This window comes from uncultured Streptococcus sp., from assembly GCF_963536705.1.
Classification (GTDB): Bacteria; Bacillota; Bacilli; order Lactobacillales; family Streptococcaceae; genus Streptococcus.
The window spans coordinates 30,491-53,411 of the sequence record NZ_CAUTAP010000010.1; the positions used below are offsets into that span (position 1 = coordinate 30,491).

A 22,921-nucleotide genomic window follows, 5' to 3' on the forward strand; every position below is an offset into this window, starting at 1 on the left:
ATAAGAAAGGAGCTACTATGCCAGAAGAAACACAACGACCTCAAGGGAACCGTGGCCGCAGCCGTCGGGAAAGGGTAGAAATAGCCCGCTCCAGAGATATTCTGGACGTCGCTAATGAATTGAACATGGAATTGGTGCGAGATGGGAAAGACTATCGCTGGAAAGAGCACGACTCTCTGGTGATTTCACCTGATAAAAACATGTGGAATTGGTTTTCCCGTCACCAGGGTGGTGATGTGATTGCACTTGTCGAGACCATTAGAGAGATCAATTTTAACCAAGCGATTGACTATCTCAATGATGGTACCTTTAAAGAATTTACCGCTGTAGAGAGGGAAAAAGAGCCATTTCGTTATCATCTTCAACCGTATGAGCAGGACTTTGTAGAAGCCAGAAATTATTTAAAAGTAAATCGTGGTCTCTCTGATGAAACGATTGACTTCTTTTTAGAAAAAGGTGTTCTAGCTCAGGCTAATGCAATGCTGAATAATAGCGTTGAACCTGTTATAGTCTTCAAAATGTTAACTTCTTCAGGTGAAATTACTGGGGCAACCTTGCAAGGTATTGAAGAGAATTGGAATAAATGGCCGAGGCATGGCTACGCCAAGAATATTATCAGAAATTCAGATGAAATGGACGGCTTGCACGTGGATATTGGAAAGCCTAATCGGCTCATCTTCACTGAAAGCCCGATTGATCTCATGTCCTATTATGAGATCAATAAAGATACTTTACAAGACGTTCGGCTTGTATCCATGGATGGCTTGAAAAAAGTAACGATTGGCCGTCATCTGGCCCAGCTTCAATCAGAATTATCAGGCCGTCCGCTAAATTGGACGCCTGAACAGCTAGCTAAGGGTCTCCAAACGGCGATTGACAGTCAGTATTTTGCAGATGGGAAACATTCTGATATGATTACTCTTGCGGTGGATAATGACACCGCAGGAAGAACATTCATTGAGGAACTGAAAGCTAAAGGAGCAGCAGTTACGGTAGATTTGCCTGAACGGAGGTCAGGACAAGATAAAGCTGACTGGAACGATACCTTGCAATATCAGTATGGAGAAGAAGCAATTACTAGTATAGAAAAGTCTCCTGAACATCATCAAGAGACGGATAGACTTTCAGAGCATCAAAAAAATGAGAGGACCAATGGTAGTCAGGGGTCTTTACAGCCCAAGGCTGAAGGCAGTCCCATACCCGCACCAGAAGTTGGTACCTTTGAACGCTCTGTTACCAGTCGTCCTACATTATCCTCTCATTTACTATATTTTACCATAAATGAAGAGTTTCAGTCAAGTAATGACGGCCGTTATCATGCGGTTACTCCTAGTGATTTAGCGAAGTTAAATCGCACTATCCGCCGTCAAACTATTCAAAATGCAGCACAGTATTATTTGGATGAACTAGCTAATTCCAAGATTTATTATGTAACTCCTGATAAGACTGTTCAGGTGAATTTTGAAGAACAACACTTCATGCACCTGACGGGGATCAAACCGATTGCTGAAGGGCAGACTCCTGAAAAAACTTTGCATGACTTTGCAGAAGGAAACGGACACTTTGATAATATCTTTTTGGCCAATAATGATGCTGCTTTTGATAAACTCAATGTGCTGTCAGATCTTTCAGTCGCAACAGAAAGTACCTCCTTCTATTTTGACGATTTGACGGATATTCGGCGTTATAATGGCCGCTTTGACAGTCTCATAAAATCAGATGATAAAGACATTATTTTGCTGTTTAAAGAGCTAGAGGACGAAAACTTTATCCCAATCTCAGTTTTTCAGTCTAGGACGAAACTAACCAGGGAACTTGAGGAGGTTGATAAAACCCCTATCCTTGGTGTTTACCGTGAACGTGATGGCCAGCTTGAACAGTTATCAATCAATGAAAATTTTGTCTCTGATGGCGGAGAGGAAATGCTGGATAGTCTCAAGAATCAACTGACACCCCCAGATATTCTTGATCAAGAAAACAACCTGTCACCTTCTCCAGCTGAAAAAATGATTGAAGCAGTGGTTTTTACTCAAGTGTTAGATTCCGCTTATAATGTGGGAAACCCGATAGAACTAGGCGTGACTATCCCGGAAGAGTTTCAAGAACCTTGGGCTCGATATACAGAGTTATTAGAAGCTTCTTCAGGAGACTTTAATGCAGTTGTTGTCAAAGCTGAAGAGCTAGGTTTGCTTGATAAGACTTCTAGCTTCTATCAGGATTGGCACCAGGATCAGATTTATCACAACAATTACCATGTCCGCCTACAATGGTCAGAAGAGTGGCCAAATAGTCCACGGCTGCCATTTGAAGAACAGAGTATCGTTTCCTATGAAGACTTTGTAAAAGAGCTTTATAGGGTTAATCAAGGCCTTTATCAGACTCATCATGAAAGTATTGAACAGACAATCGCAGGTAATTCTGAAGCCTATCTACCGTTTACTAAGATTAAGTTTGATATTTATGCTCCAGGCGGACAGATTGTTAAAGAAGGTGTCCGATATGATATTGGAGAAGAAACAGAGCCTGTTTCTCGCCTTCTAGGGTTGGGGTATCGTCGATTAGAAGGACAAGCCGAACTGGCAGCGATTGATGAGAATGTTCTTTCTCAGCTGGAAAATCAGGCCCTTAATCAAGAAATTTCTCAAGAGGCTAACAATCCTCAAAATTCACTTGCTACTCCAGAAACAGATCTGACAGCTTCCCCTGCTGAAGAAAAAGAATTTCGCTCTCCTAAGCAGGAAACAAAGGGCCAGCTGGAACAACGGGTGAATGAAATTGTAGCAGATAATCAGAAAGCTGCTGAAGAAGTGGCCCCGGCTAAAGAGTCTCCAGGAGAAATTGATTACAGCCTGGTCTCGCCTCATGAACTGAGTGAAATTGCCTTTCAAAAAATTAGGGAGTTTACCCGTTCTCCTGAAGCCTTAGCTGAGTATATGGATTTCATGAGTAAATTTCCACAGCTCTCCCCAAGAAACGTGGCGCTTATCCAGGATCAATGGCAAGGGGCCAATGCAGTGGCGACGTATAACCAGTGGCAGGCACTAGGGAAAACATTAGGGATTAAGCCTGAAGATGTCATTGAGACCAGGAACACCTACACCAATAAGCGGACAGGTGAGACGAAAGAAGTTGTTCACCAGGGCTTGTCTGTGAAGTCAGGTGAGAAGGCACAGATTACTCTGTTCCGTCCTCTCATGGCTAAAATGATCCCCGTCTTGGATGATCAGGGAAACCAGGTTAAGAACAGTAAAGGCAATCCGAAGTTCAAGAAGATTTCAGAAGCGACCACTCAAGAGAAAGCTTTGCTGAAGGAAGGAAAGTTGAAGGTGGTTCAATTCCAGGAGAGAGACCAAGAGACAGGGCTGCCTAAGTTCACCACTTACAAGGTGTTTGAACTTTCTCAAACAACCTTGAAGCCAGAGAGTTATCCAAAGGCTATGCCAAACCGTCAATACCAGTTTGACACTGATCAAGTAAAAACGAAAGAGGTATTAGATGGTCTATGTGATTATGCAGGGACTTTAGGAGTTCGTCTGTTACGGGATGAGGTTCATGAGCTGGGAAATGCTAAAGGGGCCTTTTATCCAGGAGAACAAAAAATTCTCCTGAACCCTAATAATTTACCAGGAGAACAAATTGCGACAACTATTCATGAGTTGGCGCATGCCACTCTCCATAATCCCAAATTTACCGCTCATTACAAGGAAGATGTGTCAACTCCTTGTAAGGAACTAGAAGCTGAAATGACCAGTCACCTGGTGTCGAAGCATTTTGGCTTAGATACGAGTGAGGCTGCCATCGATTACATGGCTGGCTGGACAAAAAATCTAACACAGTTGGATGATAAGCAGCTGGCAGAGTCCATGAAACGGATCCATCAGACCGTCTCAAAAATGGTTAAGCATATTGAACACCACACAAAACCTTATGAACCTCCCAAAAATAGAGGGCAATCGCCAAATTTTCCCAAAAGCCCAACTAAAGGGCTGAAGCCTTAAAAGTCAAGGCGCTTCCTATGCGGAGCGCCTTTTCTTGTTCAAGAAGATACACACTAAGTTATATAACTTAGTGAACAATAAAAAAGGCGCCTTTCTCAGCTGGAAAAGATTGAGTGCAGCGACTTGTCCTCTTAGAGCACGTTTTTCCATTATCCCTTACATTAAAGAAGTAAAACAAATGGAAGGAGAAAAAGATGCTAACAGTTATTCTGGCTGAGAAAGAAAGTCAAGCCTTAGATTATGCAGAGGCACTAGGTACCTTCACGACAAGAAAGAAAGTGCATATTATCAAACGAACGCCCTTTCTTCTAGGTGAAGTGCATATTGTATCCGCTGAAGGCCACTTGTTTGAATATGGCCTTCCAAAAGATAATTGGGATTTAGCCAAGCTCCCCTTGGTCGATGTCTCTTTCAAGCAATATCTCAAAAAAGACCCTACCTCTAAAGAAATGTTTAAACGGATTTATGAAGAGGTGACGGCTGCGGATGAAGTGATTATAGGGACGGACGCTGACCGTGAAGGGGAGAGAATAGCTTATTCCATTTTATCTCATATTCCTGAAGGTAAAGCGAAAATTAAAAAGCGTCTCTGGGTCAATTCCATGACAACAAGAGCTCTACAGCGAGCCTTTCAGAATATGAGGGATCCTCAAGAAACCTACAGCTTCTATTTAGAAGCTGAAGCTAGAGCACAAAGTGATTGGCTGGTAGGGATGAATTTATCCCCAATGGCTACGCTAAACCTTCAGAAACAGGGAATGCTCCCTAAAGCAAAGGGAAACAGTTTATCAGTTGGCCGTGTTCAAACCCCTGCGGTTCGTCTGATTTGTGAGAATGATCTGGCCATCCGAAACTTTGTCTCTCAAACCTATTGGAAGCTTCAGCTGGAAGATAAAGAAAATGAGGTAATCTTTACTAACAAGGATAAATACACCAATAGCGACGAAGTTTTGGAGCTTTCCAGGAGCCTTGCTGATGTAGCTTTCGTTTCCTCAGTTGAAGCGGAAGAGAAGGCAAAGCCTGCTCCAGCACTCTTCAATCTTTCTGATTTACAAAGCTATGCGGCTAGACGTTGGAAGTTTGAAGCAACGAAAACGGAGAGGCTGGTTGAAGGCCTGTACTTAAAAAAATACTTGTCCTATCCTCGGACAGATTGTCGGTTTATTACTGAAGATGAATTTAATTATTTAAGGCAGTATCTATCCAGCTATCAGAACACTATTCATTGCCATTTTGAGCCTGTTTTCTTAGAGCCTAGGGATTTTTATGTAGACCCTGCCAAAGTGGCTAAAAAAAGCCACTATGCCCTTATCCCAACGGAAAATATCCCTAATCTCCTGAGCCTTTCTCCAGATGAACGATTGATTTATGAAGCGGTCGTTAAACGAGCTATTTTGATGTTTGCGGCTGACTGTCGTTATCAAACGACAACGGTTCAGCTGGAAAACAAGGGGCAAGTCTTTCAAACGAAAGGCAAACGAACCTTGGATCCAGGCTGGATAGAATGGAGTGATTTGCCTGTCAAGAAAGATGTAGAGTTGCCCAACTATCGGGTGGATGATCCAGTAGCTTGTCAGATAACGATTGTAGACGGTGTCACAAAGCCGCCTAAACGATTGACGGAGAGTCAGCTGATTGGTCAAGTCTTTCCTAAATACGGCCTAGGAACTCAGGCTACACGTGGGGCAATTATTCAAACTATTCAATCCCGTGGTTACGTGAAGAAGGATAAGAAAACGGATCAGCTCTTTCCGACAGATAAGGGGTACTTGCTGATTAACTATCTATGGGATAATGAATTTTCCAATCCTGAAACGACAGGAGGCTGGGAACTTTTTCTCTCCCAGATTGGCGAGGGAGCGATTAATCCCCGTGATTTTGTAAATGCAATTAAAGATAAATTAACAATTCAAATTGAGCAGGCCAAAGAAGGGAGGGCTGATACATGGTGAAAACTCCATTTTTGGAAAAATACACGGATAACTTATCGGCTAAAATTGCTAAAAAAGAAGCAGATTATGAGGTTTACGGACGAGATGAGGAAATCCAGAATGTCATTACTTCTCTTCGCAGGCGCACTAAAAATAACCCAATTCTGGTTGGAGAAGCGGGCGTTGGGAAGACTGCTATTGTAGAAGGGCTTGCTTTAGCCATTTTAAGAGATCAGGTGCCAAATGATCTAAAAGGCTTAACTGTCCGCTCTTTGGAGCTCTCCAGTCTAATGAGTGGTGACGACGGTGGTTTTATTCCTAAATTTAAAAACATCATTCAAGAAATGATTGCTACCAAAGGCCAAAATATCCTTTTTGTCGATGAATTCCATACTATTGTTGGGGCGGGAAGCCAAAACGGGGAGTCTCTTGACGCTGGAAATATTATCAAGCCAGCCCTAGCACGTGGGGAGCTCCAGCTAATTGGGGCTACCACATTAGACGAATTTCACGACTACGTGGAAACAGACCGAGCCTTGGAACGGCGGGTTCAAAAAGTTATGGTTGAAGAACCGACAATTCCTGAAGCGATCACAATTATTGATCAAGCTAAGGTAATCTATGAAGACTTTCATCGCATCAAAATTAGTCGAGCTGCCGTAGAAACGGCAGTCAGGCTCTCAGTTCGTTATATTACAGACCGCTTCCTGCCTGACAAGGCCTTTGATCTGATTGACGAGGCTGCCACTATTTCCTCAGCCGAAAACAAAGAGCTGGTCACCGAAAAAGAAATTGCCCAAGTCTTGAAGAATAAGACGGGGATCCCGATTACCACCATTCTAAAAGGTGATAATGAACGCCTAGCTGGCTTTAAAGAAAAGCTATTGAAACGGGTCAAAGGCCAAGATGAAGCTATTGACGCTGTGGTAGATGCTGTTACGATTGCTCAAGCAGGGCTTCAGGATGAAAATAAACCAATTTCATCTTTCCTTTTTCTTGGCCCAACAGGAGTCGGAAAAACTGAATTATCAAAAGCAGTGGCGGAGGCACTTTTTGATGATGAAGATGCCATGCTGCGCTTTGATATGTCTGAATATAAACAGAAGGAAGACGTTGCCAAACTGATTGGTAATAGAGGAACCAGGACAAAGGGCCAGCTGACTGAAGGAGTCAAACAGAAACCTTACTGTGTGCTATTGCTGGATGAAATTGAAAAGGCGGATGGTGAGGTGCTTGATCTCTTCTTGCAGGTCTTAGATGATGGTCGTCTGACAGATGCCACAGGCCGCCTTGTGAGTTTTAAAAATACGATTGTGATTATGACGACAAACGTTGGAGCGAAGAAAATCATTGATAAGGCGGAGCTGAAAGGCAACTTTAAAAATCTGACAGATCGGGAACGCCAACAGTTTGAACGCAGTATGGAAAATGTACTCCAGAGAGAGTTCCGACCTGAATATCTAAATCGTATTGAAAATAAACTGATTTTCAATCTGCTGGAAAGTGATGTTATTGAAGAAATTGCGGAGAAAAATCTATCAGAGATTGCGTTGCGGATGAAACGCCAAAATCTCACTCTATCCTATGACTCTAGCTTGATTGCTTATTTATCCGACGTGGGAACAGATGTTAGAAATGGGGCCCGTCCACTGGAACGTTTGATTAAGCGGAAAGTCTTGGCTCCTATTTCTGCTAAAAGCCTAGACCTCAATAAAACGACTCAATCTTACAATATCCATGTTTGGGTAGAGGGCGAGGCTCCAGATGGCAGTCACCGTGTCGATCAGCGCCAACTTCATTTTGATGTGACAGAGCCCCTGGAAGTTCTCTTCAGTTGAAAAAAATACTTCTTTTACAGTGACTTGTCCCTTTACAGCGAAAACTTTCATTATCTCTTACACTAAAGATGTCAATAATTTTAAGGAGGATTTCACATGAAACAAAAATTGACAAACACTCTTCAAACCGTTAAGCAAAAAACGAAACCTTTTTTTCTGACCTTATCTCTCTTCTTGACTGGGCTGTTGGCTTCTCCTGTCTATGCAGATGATCCATTCGCAAAAACTCAAAATCTCGCTCAACAGGGAATTTCAAAGATCCAGGGAATTGGGATTATCACCTTTGGTCTGGCTATTGTAGCGACTGGGCTTGCCTATGGTCTGGGCGGTCGCGAAATGAAGGCTGCTATCAAAAAACATTGGGTGGCTATTGCCATTGGTATTATCGCAGTAGCTGCTGGCCCAAGTATCGTGGAGTGGGGCTTTAACTTTGTGAAAAACTAAGAAAGGAGTCAGAACCTATGGCATTTAGCCCGTTTCAAAAAAACAAAAAATGCTTGATGACGGATGACTTGTTTTTAGAGCTTACCTGGGAGGAAGGTAAATCTCCTGAGGATGACAAAGAGCTGCTTGGCATTATTGAAGGGTTAGATAATAGCTATCTGCCAGAAGGACAGATTTCGGTTGAAGACTCTCTTCCTTATGTGAGTTTTTTGACGGCAGAGCTACTCTTTCAGGAACTGAAAAAAGCCTATGGAGAATTTGCTTTTCAGAAGGTAGCCGTTTGTCACCTGGAAGGGAAAGAAGCTGTTTCCGAAGGAGAAGTATTTGCCAGTCCCTTTGTGATTGGCAAAACCTATCAAAATTTGCTTATCCCATTAATCCAGGCGATTATGACAGATGAAGCTTTTAGAAATTATACTCATTCAGATAAAAAGGAATACTTTGAAAATCAAGTGTACCCTATTTATAGGCAAAGCTTAGGTATTCCTGAGTCGGCCCTCCCTCTCTTTCCAGCTGAAGGTGAAGCGATGGAACCTGTAAAAAGTTCCTATTTTACAACTCCACGGGAGCCTCAAGCTATGGCTTCTTCAAAACAGGTGACACCTCAGCCCGTAAATCTGAAAAAAGTTTATCTCCTGCTGGGAGTGATAGGGGTGTTGACGGCAGGAGCTTTGAGCTTGTCAATGCTATCAATCAGCCGCCTAACCAAACAAAACGAGCAGCTTCAGTATCTTTACCAGGAGTTGAAGCAAGAACAACACTTAGTAGCTACTGAACACCAGGTAGATGTATTCAATCGCTATTTCCTGCCAAACTATTATTCAGGAAATAAGGAAGCTCTGGCCCCGTTCCTAGATGCTGGAGATGCTAAGTACACCACTCCTAAAGAGGGTACTTTGCAGTCTGTCATCTTAGAAAAAATCACGTATGATGCTGAAAAGAAAAGCTATCAAGCAACCTATGTTTTATCTGTTAAACAAGGTGAAGAAGCTTCAAATCACCGCTTGAGTTTTTCTGTCAAAGAAGATAAATCTAGTACTTACGGCTTTGTGGTCATAACAGAACCGAAAGAAACAGATTATCTCAAGCCCAAAAAATAAATGAAAGAGGAACATATCTTATGAAAAAGAAACAACTTTTAGCTAGTCTAGCCATCTCTACAATCATTTTGAGTCAGGCAGGTGCTGTATTTGCTGCTGAGAATGTCGCTCCAGTAGATAACACTTCCAGTCCTTCAGTAACAGTTCCAGCCCCTTCAGCTGAACCAGGTACGAGTGTGACGCAGCCAACAGAAACCCCATCTTCAACAGTTCAAACGAATCCCGTCGATGGAACGACTACCCCAGGAGTTCAGCTACCATCTGAACCGTCACAGCCAAGTACCCCTCCAAGTACGGTAACACCAAGTGACTCGAATACCCCTCCAACATCAACGGAGGAACCAACTAAGCCAGGAGGCAACACAACATCTTCTTCTTCAGAAACGCTTCCAGCTGATGGAAAAGGTCAGACTGCTGAAGATCCTAAATCAAAAGATCCTGTGACCCCTCCTAGTCAGGATGAGCCAACAACTGTTCCAACGATTAACGGCGGTACAGCTACGATTACACCAAATACCAATACCCCAACTAATGACCCTACTATTTCTGCTCAAACAGCTGCCAGCGTGGGAGCTAGTCAGGTAGGAACAACTTCCCAGGTGACTGGTCAAGTTGTTTCTAACGTATCTCCGACTGAACCAATTTTTACGAACACGGGCTATCAAATTGTCTCTACACAAAATAGCCAAGTCGTGATTGCGACTGCGGATGGTTCCACTCAAACGGTGGCTCCTGAAGTAGTTGGCGCTACAGTTAATTCAGATAAAACAATTTCAGTTACAGATCAAGTAGGAAAGATGACCACTCTTCCATCTACAGGAGATAAAGGAAGTCTATTGACTGTCCTTGGAAGCTTGTTGCTGGGTGTAGGTACTTTCTTCCTGAAGAAATGCCGTGAGGCTAAAGAAGTCTAGAAAGGACAATTGCTTATGCAAACATTTATAGCTGATGGCCGTGTCTCTGATATTCCTCAAGATGCAGTAGGTAAAACTTCTAATGGGAATGTCAGCTTCAAATTTGATTTTGTGTGTGACTCCAGTCTCCTGGATGAGAACCGCAAGCCGACGCCTAGCTTCTTCCACGTTAAAATGTACGGGAAACAAGCAGAAGTGATGGCAAAAAGCCTCTCTAAAGGGTCTCCTATTTTGCTGAAGGGAGAGATTGTCCAGCGGAGCTATACCAATAAAGATGGTCAACGTCGCTCTTATCAGTATATTGCTCCTGCACAGTTTGACGGGATCACCTTCTTGGAAAGTAAAGATGCGGCGGTCAAGCGTCGTCAAGCTCAAGTTCCAGGAACTAATATTTTCCAGTCTGAACCAGCTCCAACTCATCAAGAACCTGAAGGAAGTTCAGCTTACCCTATCCCAATGGATGCTGATGAACCTTTCTAAAGTTCAGTGCAGCACTTGGCTTTAAAAGCCAGGTGCTATTTTTATTGTATGATGAGAAAGCTATTCTAACACTTTGTTTGAAAGAAGGCTGACAAGTTATCCATGAAAAATCCCTAGAATAGACGCTGTCTCATCAGACAATGGAATAAGTAATTAAATAACAAGTTACACAAAAAGTTATACAACAAATTGTACGCTAATGAGCGTCCCTTTTCACTTGGGGAAGGGGTTTCCTCTGACTTGTCCCTTTAGAGCAGGTTTTTTCATTATCCCTTACACTAAAGGAGTAAATCAAAAGGAAAGGAGTTTTGCCTATGGCAAAACAACAGACAGAACTAATAGCAGATGATTTGATAGCTGACTCTCTTCAGGCTGAAAATTATCTGAAGCAGGGGAGAACTTGCTCTCTGGCAACTATACAGCTGGGATTGGAAGATTGGCTTCATCATTATTTGTATCGTTACCAAAAAGCCAGTCCAGAGCTGCGCTTCAAAATCTTTCTTTATTCCAATTTCTATGACAGAAAGATTGTTCATGATATAGAAAGGGGTGAAGTGAATGAATAATAATTGGTTGGAGGTGATCTATTACACCATAATCCAGCTGGCCAAAGTCAATTATTTCAACTTGCTGATCATCTTAGCTTTCTTAGGCTATCTTCTTTTCCAGGTGTTTAAATGGCAGCGACCATCCATCAGGAGAAGTTTTAAGCGGTTCAAAGAAGTGTATCAGGATAGAGCAATACTCAAGATAAGAATTGTCCAAAAATGGAGCCGCTTTAAAGCGATTGTCACAGGGGAAGAGAAGTTTGACCGGAAAACATTCTTAAACAGTATCTTAGCTTTTATGAAACGCTTGGTAGAGATCATCCCAGCTTTTACTTTTTTACTTTTTGGAAATCTGCTTTTTCGGATAGTCTACCGCTTGCCCTTTGTCAAACAGGAACGAAAGCGATTTGACAAAGAGATGAAGCCAATCTTGTACTTCAATAGTTACCGTAGCTTGGTTCTCATGGGGTTTGGGTTTAGCTTGATTGCTTTTATGATAACTAATTATGGAGTGACAGTCTTGCGTGCTGCCATTCGCTATCTTTATTTTGCCGTGATGACTTTAAAAGATAATAGTCAAATGGTTGAATTTGATACGGACAGCCTCCTGATCCAAAATCTCCTGAATGTCCGAGTCTTTGTCCTGGCGCCTATTCTTGCCTTCCCACTTTTGATTGTCGGCTTGATTATTGCCTGGAAATCGGCCTGGGTTAATTTTGAGCAATATCGCAGTTACAATAATAATGAAGAAGGAGATGACCGTTTTGCGACGGTCAAAGAAATTCACCAACAGTATAAAAAGGTTCCTAATAAAACAACAACCTTTCCAGGTGAAGGTGGTGTGCCTGTTCTTCATGAGACCAGAAACAACTTGACAGGCCTCACGCTAGGTTCCCAAATGCTTTGGCAAAACCGTAAGTTTAGCCGTCTTCTAACTAAATCTGAGCGAGTGTTAGGCATGCTTGCAACTCCATCTGGAGATTATTATATTGAAGATGCTACCACGAACATGTTAGGAATTGGGATCACTCGTTCAGGTAAAGGAGAAGGTCATATCGCAGTTACGATGGATATTAACAGTAGAGCCGTTATTCAGCCATCAATGATTATTGCTGATCCGAAAGGAGAGCATTATCAGTCCTCTTATAAGACGATGCGTCGCCGTGGCTATAATGTCAATGTCTTGTCCTTCCAGAATATGGATTGGTCGATGTCATATAACCCCTTAGCTTTAGCGATTGCAGCTGCTAGAAAGGGCTATTATGAGAAAACCCAAACCCGTGTCAATGCAGTAGCAGAAGCGATTTATCGCAAGACCAAACCAGGTACGGGAAATGGAAACGCTAAATATTGGGAAGATACCTCTATCTCTCTTTTCAATGCCATTGCAATGGCATTGATTGATCGGGCCAGTGAAACTTTTAAAAATGGTGAGTCAGATGCCTGGGACACTGTAACCGTCAGAAATGTGGCTAAATTCCTGACGGATTTAGGATCTGAGGAAGTCTTTGTGGATGATTTGGGAGAAGTCATTGAAAATCCCGGTAAAGATCAGGCTGTAAAGAAAAAATCTAAAATTACGGTTTATTTTGATAATTTAAGAAGTATCAATCATTGTCAATTCTCTAAGTTTCGGGAAATGGTCGACCTCAACTTCAGGTCGTCCGATTTTGCGGCCGAAGAAACCAAGGGCAATGTTTACTCAAGCATGATGTCAGGGATTAACCTATTCTTGCAAGACAACATTGCCAAATTGACTTCTAAAAATTCTATTGATCTGGAGTCTGTCGGTTTTCCAAGGCGCTTATCCGTCAAGTTCCGATCTAGCACAGCCAGCACCATGTCTAATAAGTTTGCACATCAAACGGCCAAGGTCTCCATCTCTTCAGCGGATGGGAAGGTCATGTACGTGAAGGAAGCAGCGGCTATGGTTGATGGGGAAGGGTATTTAACTTATGCTATTGAACCTAAACTGCCTGATCAATTCTTAGTTACGATTGACTTCAATCATCTTGATCATGATATTTACCGTTTCTCAGCTGAAAAAGTCTACCGTAAAAAAGATAAAATTATTTATCTGGATGAGTACACCAAGAAACCAGTCTTGGACTCTATTAAAGTAACAGTGCTTGATAAACAAGCAGGTCACTTGCTTCAGGAAGAAGATATTGAGCTAGTTTATTCTGACAGTCCAACCATTATCTACCTGGTGACGCCACCTAATCGGGCTGAATATAACGGCATCGTATCCCTCTTTCTTGACCAGCTATTTAATGCGAATTATGAGCTGGCTTTGTCAGCTGGGAGAAAGTGTGTGAACCGTATCCTTCACATTCTGGACGAGTTCACAAACAACCCCGCTATTCCTCACATGGATAAGAAAATTTCCATCTGTTTGGGACAGAATATTTTGTATTATTTATGGATCCAAAACTTGGAACAGCTGGATAATGAATACGGAGAGAAAACAGCTACAACGATTAAAGAGAACTGTTCTTTAACGATTTATATCAAATCTACCAAACCTGCTACCAATGAATATTTCAGTAAAGAAATTGGCTATCGCACGATTACTAAGCGTCGCCGCTCCAGTAATATCTTGGATGAAGCCAATCCAAACGTAGCTATTGAAAATCCCCGTCAGGAATTGCTGACGCCAACTCAGCTAGCCAAGCTCCAAGAGGGAGAAGCGGTCATTCTGCGTGGAGTCAAAGGACGGGATAATGCAGGCCGTAAAGTGACAACAGATCCAATCTTCTTGCACGAAAAGACCAGTCTTCCGTATCGATACATGTTCCTTCAGGAAGAGTTTGACCAGTCTATGACTTTTGCGGATATTCCAGTGGAAAGTCCGCACCGCAATCTTGACCTACAAGAAATAGCTGTAGGAGCTCAGAGGAGCTTTGATAATATCATTGACTGGCGGAGAGCACTAAGCAATCGGATTGGCTCAAACAGCGGGGAAACAGCCAAATTAGCGACTCGCTATCAAAAAGGGAAGCCGTCTCCTAACCAGCAATTCTCCTCTCCAGCTGAAATGATTGCGGCTGCAGCTGAAGAAATTCTCTATGACGGCTATCAGTATGAGGATATGGATGAATATGAGGATCTGTTTGCAGATGATGTGATGTAAGATGAGGTACAAAGAATTGTATAATAAGTTATATACCTTTTGCATTAATAAGATATATCTGCTATAATAAACTCAATAAAAGATAGGAGAAGTACTCATGAAAATGAAAAAGATATTTGGTGTTATGTTGCTAGGTTTCATGGCTGTGCTCCTTGTGGCCTGCGGCCAAAAATCCGCTGAAGATATTATGAAAACAGAATTGAAGGATAGTTACACTGGATACTCAAAAGAAGCTGGTTATGAATATCCTTTCTCAGCTGGCGGAGATACGTTGAAATTTGATAAGAAAAATCATGTTATTACTAACGGAGCTAATAATGAGAATAAGTTTCAAGTTCTTTCGGAAAAACAAGTAAAAGAATTGCCTTCCTCGTTTAAAGGTGCTTTAGATGAATTGGAAAACGAGCTAAAAGGTACAGATAATTTCACGATTGCAGTTGGGGAATTTGATAAGTTTGAAGATAAAGCTTTTTATCAAATTGTTCTCACGGATAGTGGAAAAACAATTCGCATAATTGAATTACGTCGAGGATATAAAGACGGAAATGCATTTTATGATTTCACTGGGAAAGCTGACTAGTTGTGTTATAAAAAGGAAGTCTCGATTTTGAGGCTTCCTTTTTTTGCGGTGACTTGTCCTCTTAGAGCGGGTATCTTGATTATCTTTTATGATAAAGGTATCTAAAAAAGAAAGTAGGTGCCTTTATTGAATTACCAAACTTTTTCTGATCTCATGAAGGAGATTGGAAGTACTGACGGTGATCTTAGCGGTGATAAAGCAGAAAAATTGGCTCAGTTTTATTCTTACTGGAGTAATTACCTGGAGCCTACCCCTGCTTTTATGGCTTTTATAGCTTATATTCCAGGTGGGATTGGTAAAGCCTTATATCAAATTACAGCTAGCTTAGAACATGTCTTTAATAACATGTTCAAACTCTTTGGCCTCTTTGGTTATTTGGGAGATTCTAACACGATTATTGGCCAGTTTTTCCGAGGCTTCCAGGTGCTGGGGACTGTGGTGTTTAGCTTAATTTTGGTTGTATCAGCTATAACTGGAGTCTTTACAAAGCCTGTTAAATACAAAGGAGTTATCACCAATTTTCTTTTGGTGACCTTTGTTACAGCTGTAATGCCGCTAGCCTTGACCTCGATAGCTACTGTTGTTGCGCAAGATGCGATGTCTGTTCAGACTGTTTCTAGTGAAGCACCAAAAGGAAGTGAACAATATTCTTCTCTAGCAATACAACCCATGAAAAATAACGTAGTGGATTTGAAAGTCTTGATTGATAATGACTTTTCAACGGAGCTCTTCCCTATGGACTCTTATGGTTATATCAAACCTGTTAAGAAAGGATCAACTCCTGTCAATAATATTACAGACAGCACAGACAAACGAGACACATCTGATTTTGCGACTCGGATTGATTTTGGAGCTACATACGGAGCTACTAATAGCGAGTTGCTAAAACAAGTACAAGAACGATACAAGAAAAAATTTGGCTATGAAGGAATTAAAGGATTATTCCTTCATAAGTTAGATTCTGAGCAAGTAGGAGTCGAAACAATCACAGAACATAGATTTGCTAAAGGTTTAAATGCCTTTGAGTCAGTCTACCTGCGCTATAAGGTCAACTGGATTGGAATGTATATGCAATATATCATTTTAATCATCCTCTTGGTGAGTATGTCGATAAAGTTTGTAAAGTCAGTCTTTGACATCGTCATTGAAGCAATGATCTCGCCAATTCAGGGGTATTCATCCCTTTCAAATTCTAAGAAGTATAAAGAGCTGCTTCGGACAATCGGTGGAGCCTTCGCTGGTATCTTCTTTGAAGTTGTCATCATGCGTGTGACGCTGGAGATCTGTCGTGACCTTCCTACCCTATCTGTTTCTGCTATTACCAAACTATCAGGTGGTTTCTTCGATGGCTTAAATATGTGGGAACAATGTTTGGCTGCTGGGCTTGTCTATATCGGAGTCTTCTTTGCAGCTATGCAAGGAGTGAGCATGATTGAACGCTGGCTGGGAGTCTCAACAGGTCACAGCGACACCGCACAACAACTTCTTGGAGCCATGATGATGGGGAATGCCTTTGCGACTGGTGCAGGTGCCCTAGCTCATGGAGCGGTTGGCGCTGGTCAATTCGGTGTAGATATGGCTAAGAAAGTCCCAGGTGCCGTGGTGACAGGTAGTAAAGTTCTTGGCAATAGCCTGGCGGCGACAGGCGGTGGCTTGAGTGGTGTTGCTAATGCTGTGAGAGATCAAGGCATTTGGAATACAGCCAAAGGCGGTGTAAGTAATGCCGTAGATTTGGCGGATGCTATGGCCAAACAGGGAGCTGGCAAGATTAAAGATTATATGGGCGGAGTGACGGATAATCTTGATCAGAAAGCCTCAAATGCTCAAAATGCAGTCTATAAGGGGCTGAAAAATGATGCCGTTGTCCCTGAGCCAGGATTTAGTCGAGATGGTGACTATACTTTGAACCCTTCAGGTCAATATGGTGGAGAACCGATCTTCTCAGATGATGCAAGCTCCCTTTCACCAAGTGGCGGAGTGACGGATCCGACGTTACCTCCAACTCCATCAGAAGAAGCATCATTTCAGGGAGTGAGTGATCCAACAACTCCTCCAAACCCCTCACCTGCGAAAAGCAACTTCCAGCAGTCTATGTCCCAGATGAACTATATGAGCCAACAGATGCAGCAGGCAGGCCAACGAATGCAAGGCCAAAGTCATATCAGAGGGGCAGAGATTGACGAAACAGAGGAGTAAGTGCCTATGATTGATCTCAAAGATAAAGTGGTGGTCATCACAGGAAGCTTGAGGCCACTGACTCGAAATGAAGCAGTAGCCTTTCTTACCGAGAGAGGAGCTATCGTTCAAGGGTATGTGTCCGCTCAAACACAAATTTTAGTAGCGGGCCATAAGCAACTGGATCTCTTTAAACCTGATCGCCGCTCTAAGAAATATGAAGCCGTTTTAAAGAGGTTAGAGGAAGGGCAGGAGATTACCATTCTATCTGAAGAATCCTTCTTCACTATCGTGAAAGAGTCTCAGGAGTGAGGCTCTTTTTTTTGCCTTCCTATTTGTCAGACAGTGTGTAATAAAATGTATAAAAAGATATATAACTTTATGGCTAATAAAAATCTATTCTCTTTCAGCTGGAAAAGAGTTTTTGCGGTGACTTGTCCCCTTAGAGCACGCTTTTGAATTATCCTTTACACTAGGATTATCAATGATAAAGGAGAAGAAAATATGAACGAAAAGTACGGTGTCCCTAGGGACATCTATGCGAAAGTCAAAATCATCGGACTGTTCATGGCAGATATTGTTTTTGTTGGCGGTTCAGCGGTTGTGGCTCTCTCTATTGGCACGAAGATATTTCCGACGAGCCAGTGGCCCCAGCTGTTAGCCTTTATTATCCTAACGCCTCTCATGTGTCTATATTTAGTTTTGCCAACCAACGGCGGAAAGAAGAATTGGCAGAGTATGTATCTTTTCTTCAGACGCCGTCGTAAACACTATACCAGTATCAATTACCAACGATCTAAAGAGGAGGAAAAACACTAATGGCAATAAAACATTACTCACCAGTTTCTCAAGAGAAACGGCCTTTGGGGCGTCAAATCCGCCAAGATAAGAAATTCAAACAGGAATACTTCGATCTTCACTCCTGCGTCGAGCTCCTGGATACCAAAAAGATTATTAATAATCATAAAGCTTACATTGAACTAGTGGACTTTGGCTATTTGCAGTTTTTGGAAATCCCAGGCAAAGACCTAGGCTCCCTGTCTTATGATGAAATCCGCCGTACCTTGGATAATTTTGAAAAGTGGCTGACAGATTTTAATACGGATATTCAGGTGGAAACCACAACACTTCCCACCAATACGGATACGCAGATTATGGATCTTAGGCATCATCTGAGTCAGGTTCGTCAGGAGAAAGCGAGGTTGCTTCCTGAAGAAAGACGTTACTTGCAATTGAAAGACCGTGAAGAATGGTTAATCTCCCAAATCCAAACCGAGGAAAACATCCAACAGGAAATCTACAATACAGAGTTTATACTCTGGCTCTTTGCTCCAACGACATCAGAACTTGATGAGTTAGTGCGTAAGGCTAAGACTTACGGGAATAATGACTTTGTTCCACAGGAAGTGACGAAGACAAAGAAAATCCAGATTATAAAGCAATTTAACAACATGAACGAAAAAGTATAGGAGGTTCTTATGCCAGAATTATCAAAACGTCGCCAACGTCAACTGAAAGCAGATGGCTATGACTTAGCTTTTCTCAGCCAAATCCAACCTCAAGGGAATATTGATTTTGCTAGAAATGACCGCTATTGGACGAGTGGAGACGGCTACCATACCGTGCTTCATTTCTATGAATATCCGTCAGAAGACTTGGATCGGTTCTGGTTATCTGATCTGATGCTCATTCCTGGAACACAGGCTTTCCTTTCTATCTACCGAGAAAACAGTAAGGTCATTCGTCAAGAGATTACGGACTCCATCGAGGAGAAATCAACCCGTATTACTGGCAATAGTAAGCTTACGGATAACCAGAAAGAGTTAGATGAAATCAAGGACTTGCAGGAACTGAACCGTGAAATTACGAAGAAGAATATTTCTATACTGGGGATGTATGTGAGAATTTTTGTGCCCGCCTCAACGAAAGAAGGGCTCTTCCGCAGAGTTGAGGACATCAAGGATAAGACCTCTAACTTCAAATCAACCATCCTCTCAGGTGAATTAGACTTTGAATACCATGCTCCGTTTATTCCAGCTCAATATCAGATTGACCTTCCTAATCGTCGTCGAGGCATTCCTGTTAAGCCTCATGACCTGGCAGGTGGCTATTTCTTCAATCATACCAAATTGGAAGATAAACGAGGCGTCTATATGGGTTGGACGCCAACCCGAGGAGCCGTCAACTTTAATTTCTTAGAACGGGATGAACGTCGAACCCGTTCCTTTATGATTATCTCTGGCAACCCTAAAATGGGCCAGCGCTCCTTTCTTCTCAAACATACAGATGGCTTGTATGCCAAAGGCAATTTCATCCGAAATTTTGATGCCAATGGCACGTTTCTGGATCAGACCCGTAAACAACACGGCCTGATTTTAGACCTCTCAGGTGAAGCTAATCGGATCAATATCTTTCAGGTCTTTCCGACTGTAACGAATGAAGAAGGAACGGAGGTAGACAAGAAGAAATCGTACAACCTGCATATTGAGAAGCTCAAGAATATCTTCAAATTGCTGAATGATGAAGCTACCGGCGATGACTTGACTAGCCTTGGCCAGATTTTAAACGAATTTTATATCGAGGAAGGTCTCTGGGCTCGTAATCCTACGTTGAACCCTGAAAAGCTAAAGGCAACCGAATTGGTTGCGGAGGAATACCCTATTTTATCTGACTTTGTGATGTACGTAGAGGACTATCAAGATAAGCTTCAGAGTAAAAAGCATACTAATAAGATTGAATTGAGCTCTGTTAATCGTATCTACAATACATTTAATGAGCTGCTGACGACCAATGCCGATATGTTTGAAGGGACAACCGAATTTCAGGATATTTCAACAGAGCAGGTCGTGACCTTCGACCTGTCGGGGCTCAAAGCCATACCAAACTTGCTGAATGCGCAGATTTTCTCAGTCTTGTCTCTTGTCTCGGCGGATATTGTCAACCACGGGAAGCGATGCAAACAGTTCCTAAAGGCTTCACCTGAGAAAAGCGAGATGGATATGCCTCACTATATTGTTAATATTTCTGAAGCACAAACGCTCATAAATCCTAAGTATGAAAGCAGCGTAAAACTGCTGGCAGATATTATTGACTCCATGGGTGAGAACTTTGCTGGCGTGGTCTTGTCGGTAAATTCCCTTCGAGGCATCCTCTTTGAGTCAGGAAGTGCTACTTTTAAGGATCCGTATGTGACAGCAGTTCAACGTATCTTTGGATTGATGCAGTATCGGGTATTTGCTCAAACGGATGATACCAGTGTGCCGCTTTTGGCCAATGCGCTATCGGGATCTATGAACCAATCAGAATTGGAAACTTTACCACGACTGACGAAAGGTCAGCTGTTCATGAATATCTCCAGTGTAGGAAATATTGTCTTTAACCAGCAGTTGTTAGCCCCTGAAATAGAACGCTATGGCGGGCTCCAGTAATCAGAAAGGAAGAAAGGATGTCACGCAAAAACGATGGATTAGGATTTTTTGGACGTAAGAAGCAAGCATTTGATGAGTATGTGCTGATCAGAAAAACCAGAATGAAAGCGGAACGAGACTATTTCGCTTCTGAAGGAGAATCAGACCCTGAACGGTTAGAGGCTCAGAAAGCTCGTGATCAGGAGTTTGTCAATAGTCTCAAGAAGGTTGCGCTTGGCTTTATTATCTTTTTAATTTTCTATGTTCTTTTAAAAACAGTTCTGGGTCTCTGGTAGAAAGAGAGGGAGTCTGTGAAGAAACTTTTTGTATGGAAAATCGGCCTCACGCTAGGAGCTTTTATCATCTTGGTGATGATGCTGACAAGTATATTGGCTGGAGTATTTGGTGCCGTGTCTCACAGTAGTTCAAAAGATTGTAGCTCTAGCTCTGATACCCAGGTTACTTCTTCAGGTGAAATCCCTTCAGGGGATGGCTCAATTGATGATTTTGTCAAGAAACATGAAGAAGCCTATATCAGCTCCTGGAAAGCAGGTGGTTTCCTACCGTCTGCTTCTATCACTCAGACAATGATAGAGAATGGTTTTAACTTCTCCAATCCAAATGGTACCTCCTTTTGGATGGCTCACAATATGGGCGGAGTTAAAACCTCTAGTAAAAGTAATTTCCCAGTCACGCTTGCGACTTATGGGGAAGATAGTGTTGACTTAAGCGGTACCAAGCCAGGTGCCAACGTCGGAGATGGAACTGGCGGAGCTTATACTTGGTTTTCCAGCTATGATGCGGGGATTGTAGGGAAGGCAGAGTTCATGGCTCACCAGACCCTCTACACAGCCGCTATCAATAATACAGATGGAAAGAGTACCTTGACTGCGATTGCGGACGGTGGCTGGGCAACAGATGGCACTTATAAGACTAAGCTGCTTGCTATGTATGATACTCTGGGTACGAAGTACAAGTGGCTGGATGACAAAGCTATTGCTGCTCACGGAACTAAACCCTATAAGGGCAGTACAACGACAGCTGCTTCAGAAGCTCCCAACACTTCTTCAGCTGAGGATAGCTCCAGCGATAGCGACACTGATTGCAGCGATGATGACAGTTCAGGTGGAGTATCTGATGGGACAGGAACTGTTCCAGGGGATGCAACAGCCTGGGGCTATAGTCCTGATAATCTTCCAGCTAGTCTGAAACAATACATCATCGATCCAAAAAGTTTGGGGATGGAATATGCTTCTTCTCAAGGCTGGTATGTGACAGGGTATGGGCCTAGCTTAGATGGCCAGTGTGTAAACTTAACTATTAGTTTAGGAAATCATCTTTGGGGCCACTCTGGATCTGTCTCAGGGAACGGGAAAGACCAGGCGTCATCTTGGGCCTCTATATTCGGAAATAGCGTCAAAACGACCCCTAAGAAGGGCGCTATCTTCTCTACTCAAAACGGAGGAGGCGGATATGGGCATACAGGTATCGTCTGCCATGTCTTTGAAGATGGTTCTATCCTGATTGTTGAACAAAACACGCCAATCAGTGGATGGGACTATTTCAAAAAGCCCTACACATGGGATTATCGGATTTGGAGTCCCGCCCAACAAAAGGCGGAGATTACGACCTTTGCTTATCCAGATAATAAGTCACCAAAATTAGTAAAATAGAAGGAAACAAGAATGAAGAAAAGGATTAAAGATAACATGGTATTCATCATTGCAACAGCTCTCTTAATCACTTCAGCTGGTGTCGGTATTTACCAATACCTGACCAAAGAAAAATCAAAAGAGGAGCCTAAAACAGAGCAGACAGAACCTTCAAAGAAGAAGGAAACAGTTTCTCCAGTCGAAGAGGAGACAGTGGATGAAAAGAACCATCGAACAGCTAAATTAAAGCTGGAACATCCCTATAGCCAAGCAGATGAGGTTCAAACGCAAGCAGTTGTTGTGGCTTTTGATGAGGCAGTGGCGGATATCCAAAAGGCTAAAACTCTTGCTGATGTAAAAGGGACGATTGAAAATCACCTCTCCATGACCGATAACGCTATGATACAAACCTTTGGGATGGCAATTTTAGTCAATCAATACACCTATCAAAAGGCAAAACTAGAAGTCAGCCCTTCAGAGAGTGACGATGTGGTTCAATTCTTGGTGGTGTTGACTAAAGAGAATGAAGAGAATTGTTATTTTATTGGAAACTTCAATACCACAGTCAATCAAATCCAATTGAAAGCCTACATTGGCGGGAATATCGGAGCGACATTTGGCTAAGTTCGGACGTAAGATAATAGATAACAAAACAAACAATTAAGTATATAATAAAATACACAATAAGTTATATAACTTATTGTGTATTTTTTGTTGACAA

At 42.3% G+C, this 22,921-nt stretch carries 18 protein-coding genes; all 18 read left to right on the forward strand.

All coding sequences use genetic code 11. The annotated features are described in order from the left end of the window. Positions 1-17: 17 nt before the first annotated feature. Positions 18-3,998, forward strand: a complete 3,981-nt coding sequence (locus tag RWX26_RS06950) for a PBECR4 domain-containing protein (protein ID WP_176799719.1) — start codon at positions 18-20, stop codon at positions 3,996-3,998. A gap of 194 nt (positions 3,999-4,192) precedes the next feature. After that, entirely contained in the window at positions 4,193-5,950 is a 1,758-nt protein-coding gene (locus tag RWX26_RS06955; RefSeq protein WP_314580310.1) for a DNA topoisomerase, read from the forward strand. Continuing rightward, the gene (locus tag RWX26_RS06960; RefSeq protein WP_105025991.1) at positions 5,944-7,767 is read left to right on the forward strand and encodes an AAA family ATPase; all 1,824 of its coding nucleotides are present in this window, start codon (positions 5,944-5,946) and stop codon (positions 7,765-7,767) included. The genes RWX26_RS06955 and RWX26_RS06960 overlap by 7 nt, the downstream gene beginning before the upstream one ends. Before the next feature lie 96 nt (positions 7,768-7,863). Further along, positions 7,864-8,211 (forward strand): TrbC/VirB2 family protein, encoded by a 348-nt coding sequence (locus RWX26_RS06965; protein ID WP_053794437.1) that lies wholly within the window; start codon positions 7,864-7,866, stop codon positions 8,209-8,211. A 17-nt stretch (positions 8,212-8,228) separates the two neighbouring features. Continuing rightward, entirely contained in the window at positions 8,229-9,311 is a 1,083-nt protein-coding gene (locus tag RWX26_RS06970; protein ID WP_314580313.1) for a hypothetical protein, read from the forward strand. A 20-nt stretch (positions 9,312-9,331) separates the two neighbouring features. Then, positions 9,332-10,225: an LPXTG cell wall anchor domain-containing protein gene (locus RWX26_RS06975; RefSeq protein WP_314580314.1), complete on the forward strand. Its 894-nt coding sequence runs from the start codon at positions 9,332-9,334 to the stop codon at positions 10,223-10,225. Positions 10,226-10,240: 15 nt separating this feature from the next. After that, positions 10,241-10,705, forward strand: coding sequence for a single-stranded DNA-binding protein (locus RWX26_RS06980; protein WP_314580316.1), 465 nt, complete (start codon positions 10,241-10,243; stop codon positions 10,703-10,705). A 314-nt stretch (positions 10,706-11,019) separates the two neighbouring features. Next, the gene (locus RWX26_RS06985; RefSeq protein WP_020992736.1) at positions 11,020-11,271 is read left to right on the forward strand and encodes a hypothetical protein; all 252 of its coding nucleotides are present in this window, start codon (positions 11,020-11,022) and stop codon (positions 11,269-11,271) included. Then, positions 11,264-14,386, forward strand: a complete 3,123-nt coding sequence (locus RWX26_RS06990; protein ID WP_314580321.1) for a VirD4-like conjugal transfer protein, CD1115 family — start codon at positions 11,264-11,266, stop codon at positions 14,384-14,386. The genes RWX26_RS06985 and RWX26_RS06990 overlap by 8 nt, the downstream gene beginning before the upstream one ends. 97 nt (positions 14,387-14,483) lie before the next feature. Continuing rightward, positions 14,484-14,966 carry a hypothetical protein gene (locus RWX26_RS06995; protein ID WP_008809716.1) on the forward strand — a complete coding sequence of 161 codons (483 nt, stop codon included), beginning with the start codon at positions 14,484-14,486 and terminating at the stop codon, positions 14,964-14,966. Positions 14,967-15,092: 126 nt separating this feature from the next. Further along, positions 15,093-17,162 carry a pLS20_p028 family conjugation system transmembrane protein gene (locus RWX26_RS07000; protein WP_371277672.1) on the forward strand — a complete coding sequence of 690 codons (2,070 nt, stop codon included), beginning with the start codon at positions 15,093-15,095 and terminating at the stop codon, positions 17,160-17,162. A gap of 6 nt (positions 17,163-17,168) precedes the next feature. Further along, complete coding sequence (locus tag RWX26_RS07005; protein ID WP_023917005.1) at positions 17,169-17,453, forward strand: BRCT domain-containing protein; 285 nt, start codon at positions 17,169-17,171, stop codon at positions 17,451-17,453. A gap of 192 nt (positions 17,454-17,645) precedes the next feature. After that, positions 17,646-17,960, forward strand: coding sequence for a DUF5592 family protein (locus tag RWX26_RS07010; protein WP_053794444.1), 315 nt, complete (start codon positions 17,646-17,648; stop codon positions 17,958-17,960). Further along, a complete protein-coding gene (locus RWX26_RS07015) occupies positions 17,960-18,610 on the forward strand; it encodes a hypothetical protein (protein ID WP_008809712.1) in 651 nt (216 codons plus the stop codon). Before RWX26_RS07010 ends, RWX26_RS07015 begins: the two co-directional genes overlap by 1 nt. 9 nt (positions 18,611-18,619) lie before the next feature. Next, a complete protein-coding gene (locus RWX26_RS07020) occupies positions 18,620-20,569 on the forward strand; it encodes a virulence factor (RefSeq protein WP_314580325.1) in 1,950 nt (649 codons plus the stop codon). A gap of 17 nt (positions 20,570-20,586) precedes the next feature. Continuing rightward, entirely contained in the window at positions 20,587-20,844 is a 258-nt protein-coding gene (locus RWX26_RS07025) for a hypothetical protein (RefSeq protein ID WP_195995710.1), read from the forward strand. A gap of 75 nt (positions 20,845-20,919) precedes the next feature. Further along, a complete protein-coding gene (locus RWX26_RS07030) occupies positions 20,920-22,221 on the forward strand; it encodes a CHAP domain-containing protein (protein WP_371278079.1) in 1,302 nt (433 codons plus the stop codon). Positions 22,222-22,233: 12 nt separating this feature from the next. Then, complete coding sequence (locus RWX26_RS07035) at positions 22,234-22,824, forward strand: hypothetical protein (RefSeq protein ID WP_314580331.1); 591 nt, start codon at positions 22,234-22,236, stop codon at positions 22,822-22,824. Positions 22,825-22,921 lie beyond the last annotated feature (97 nt).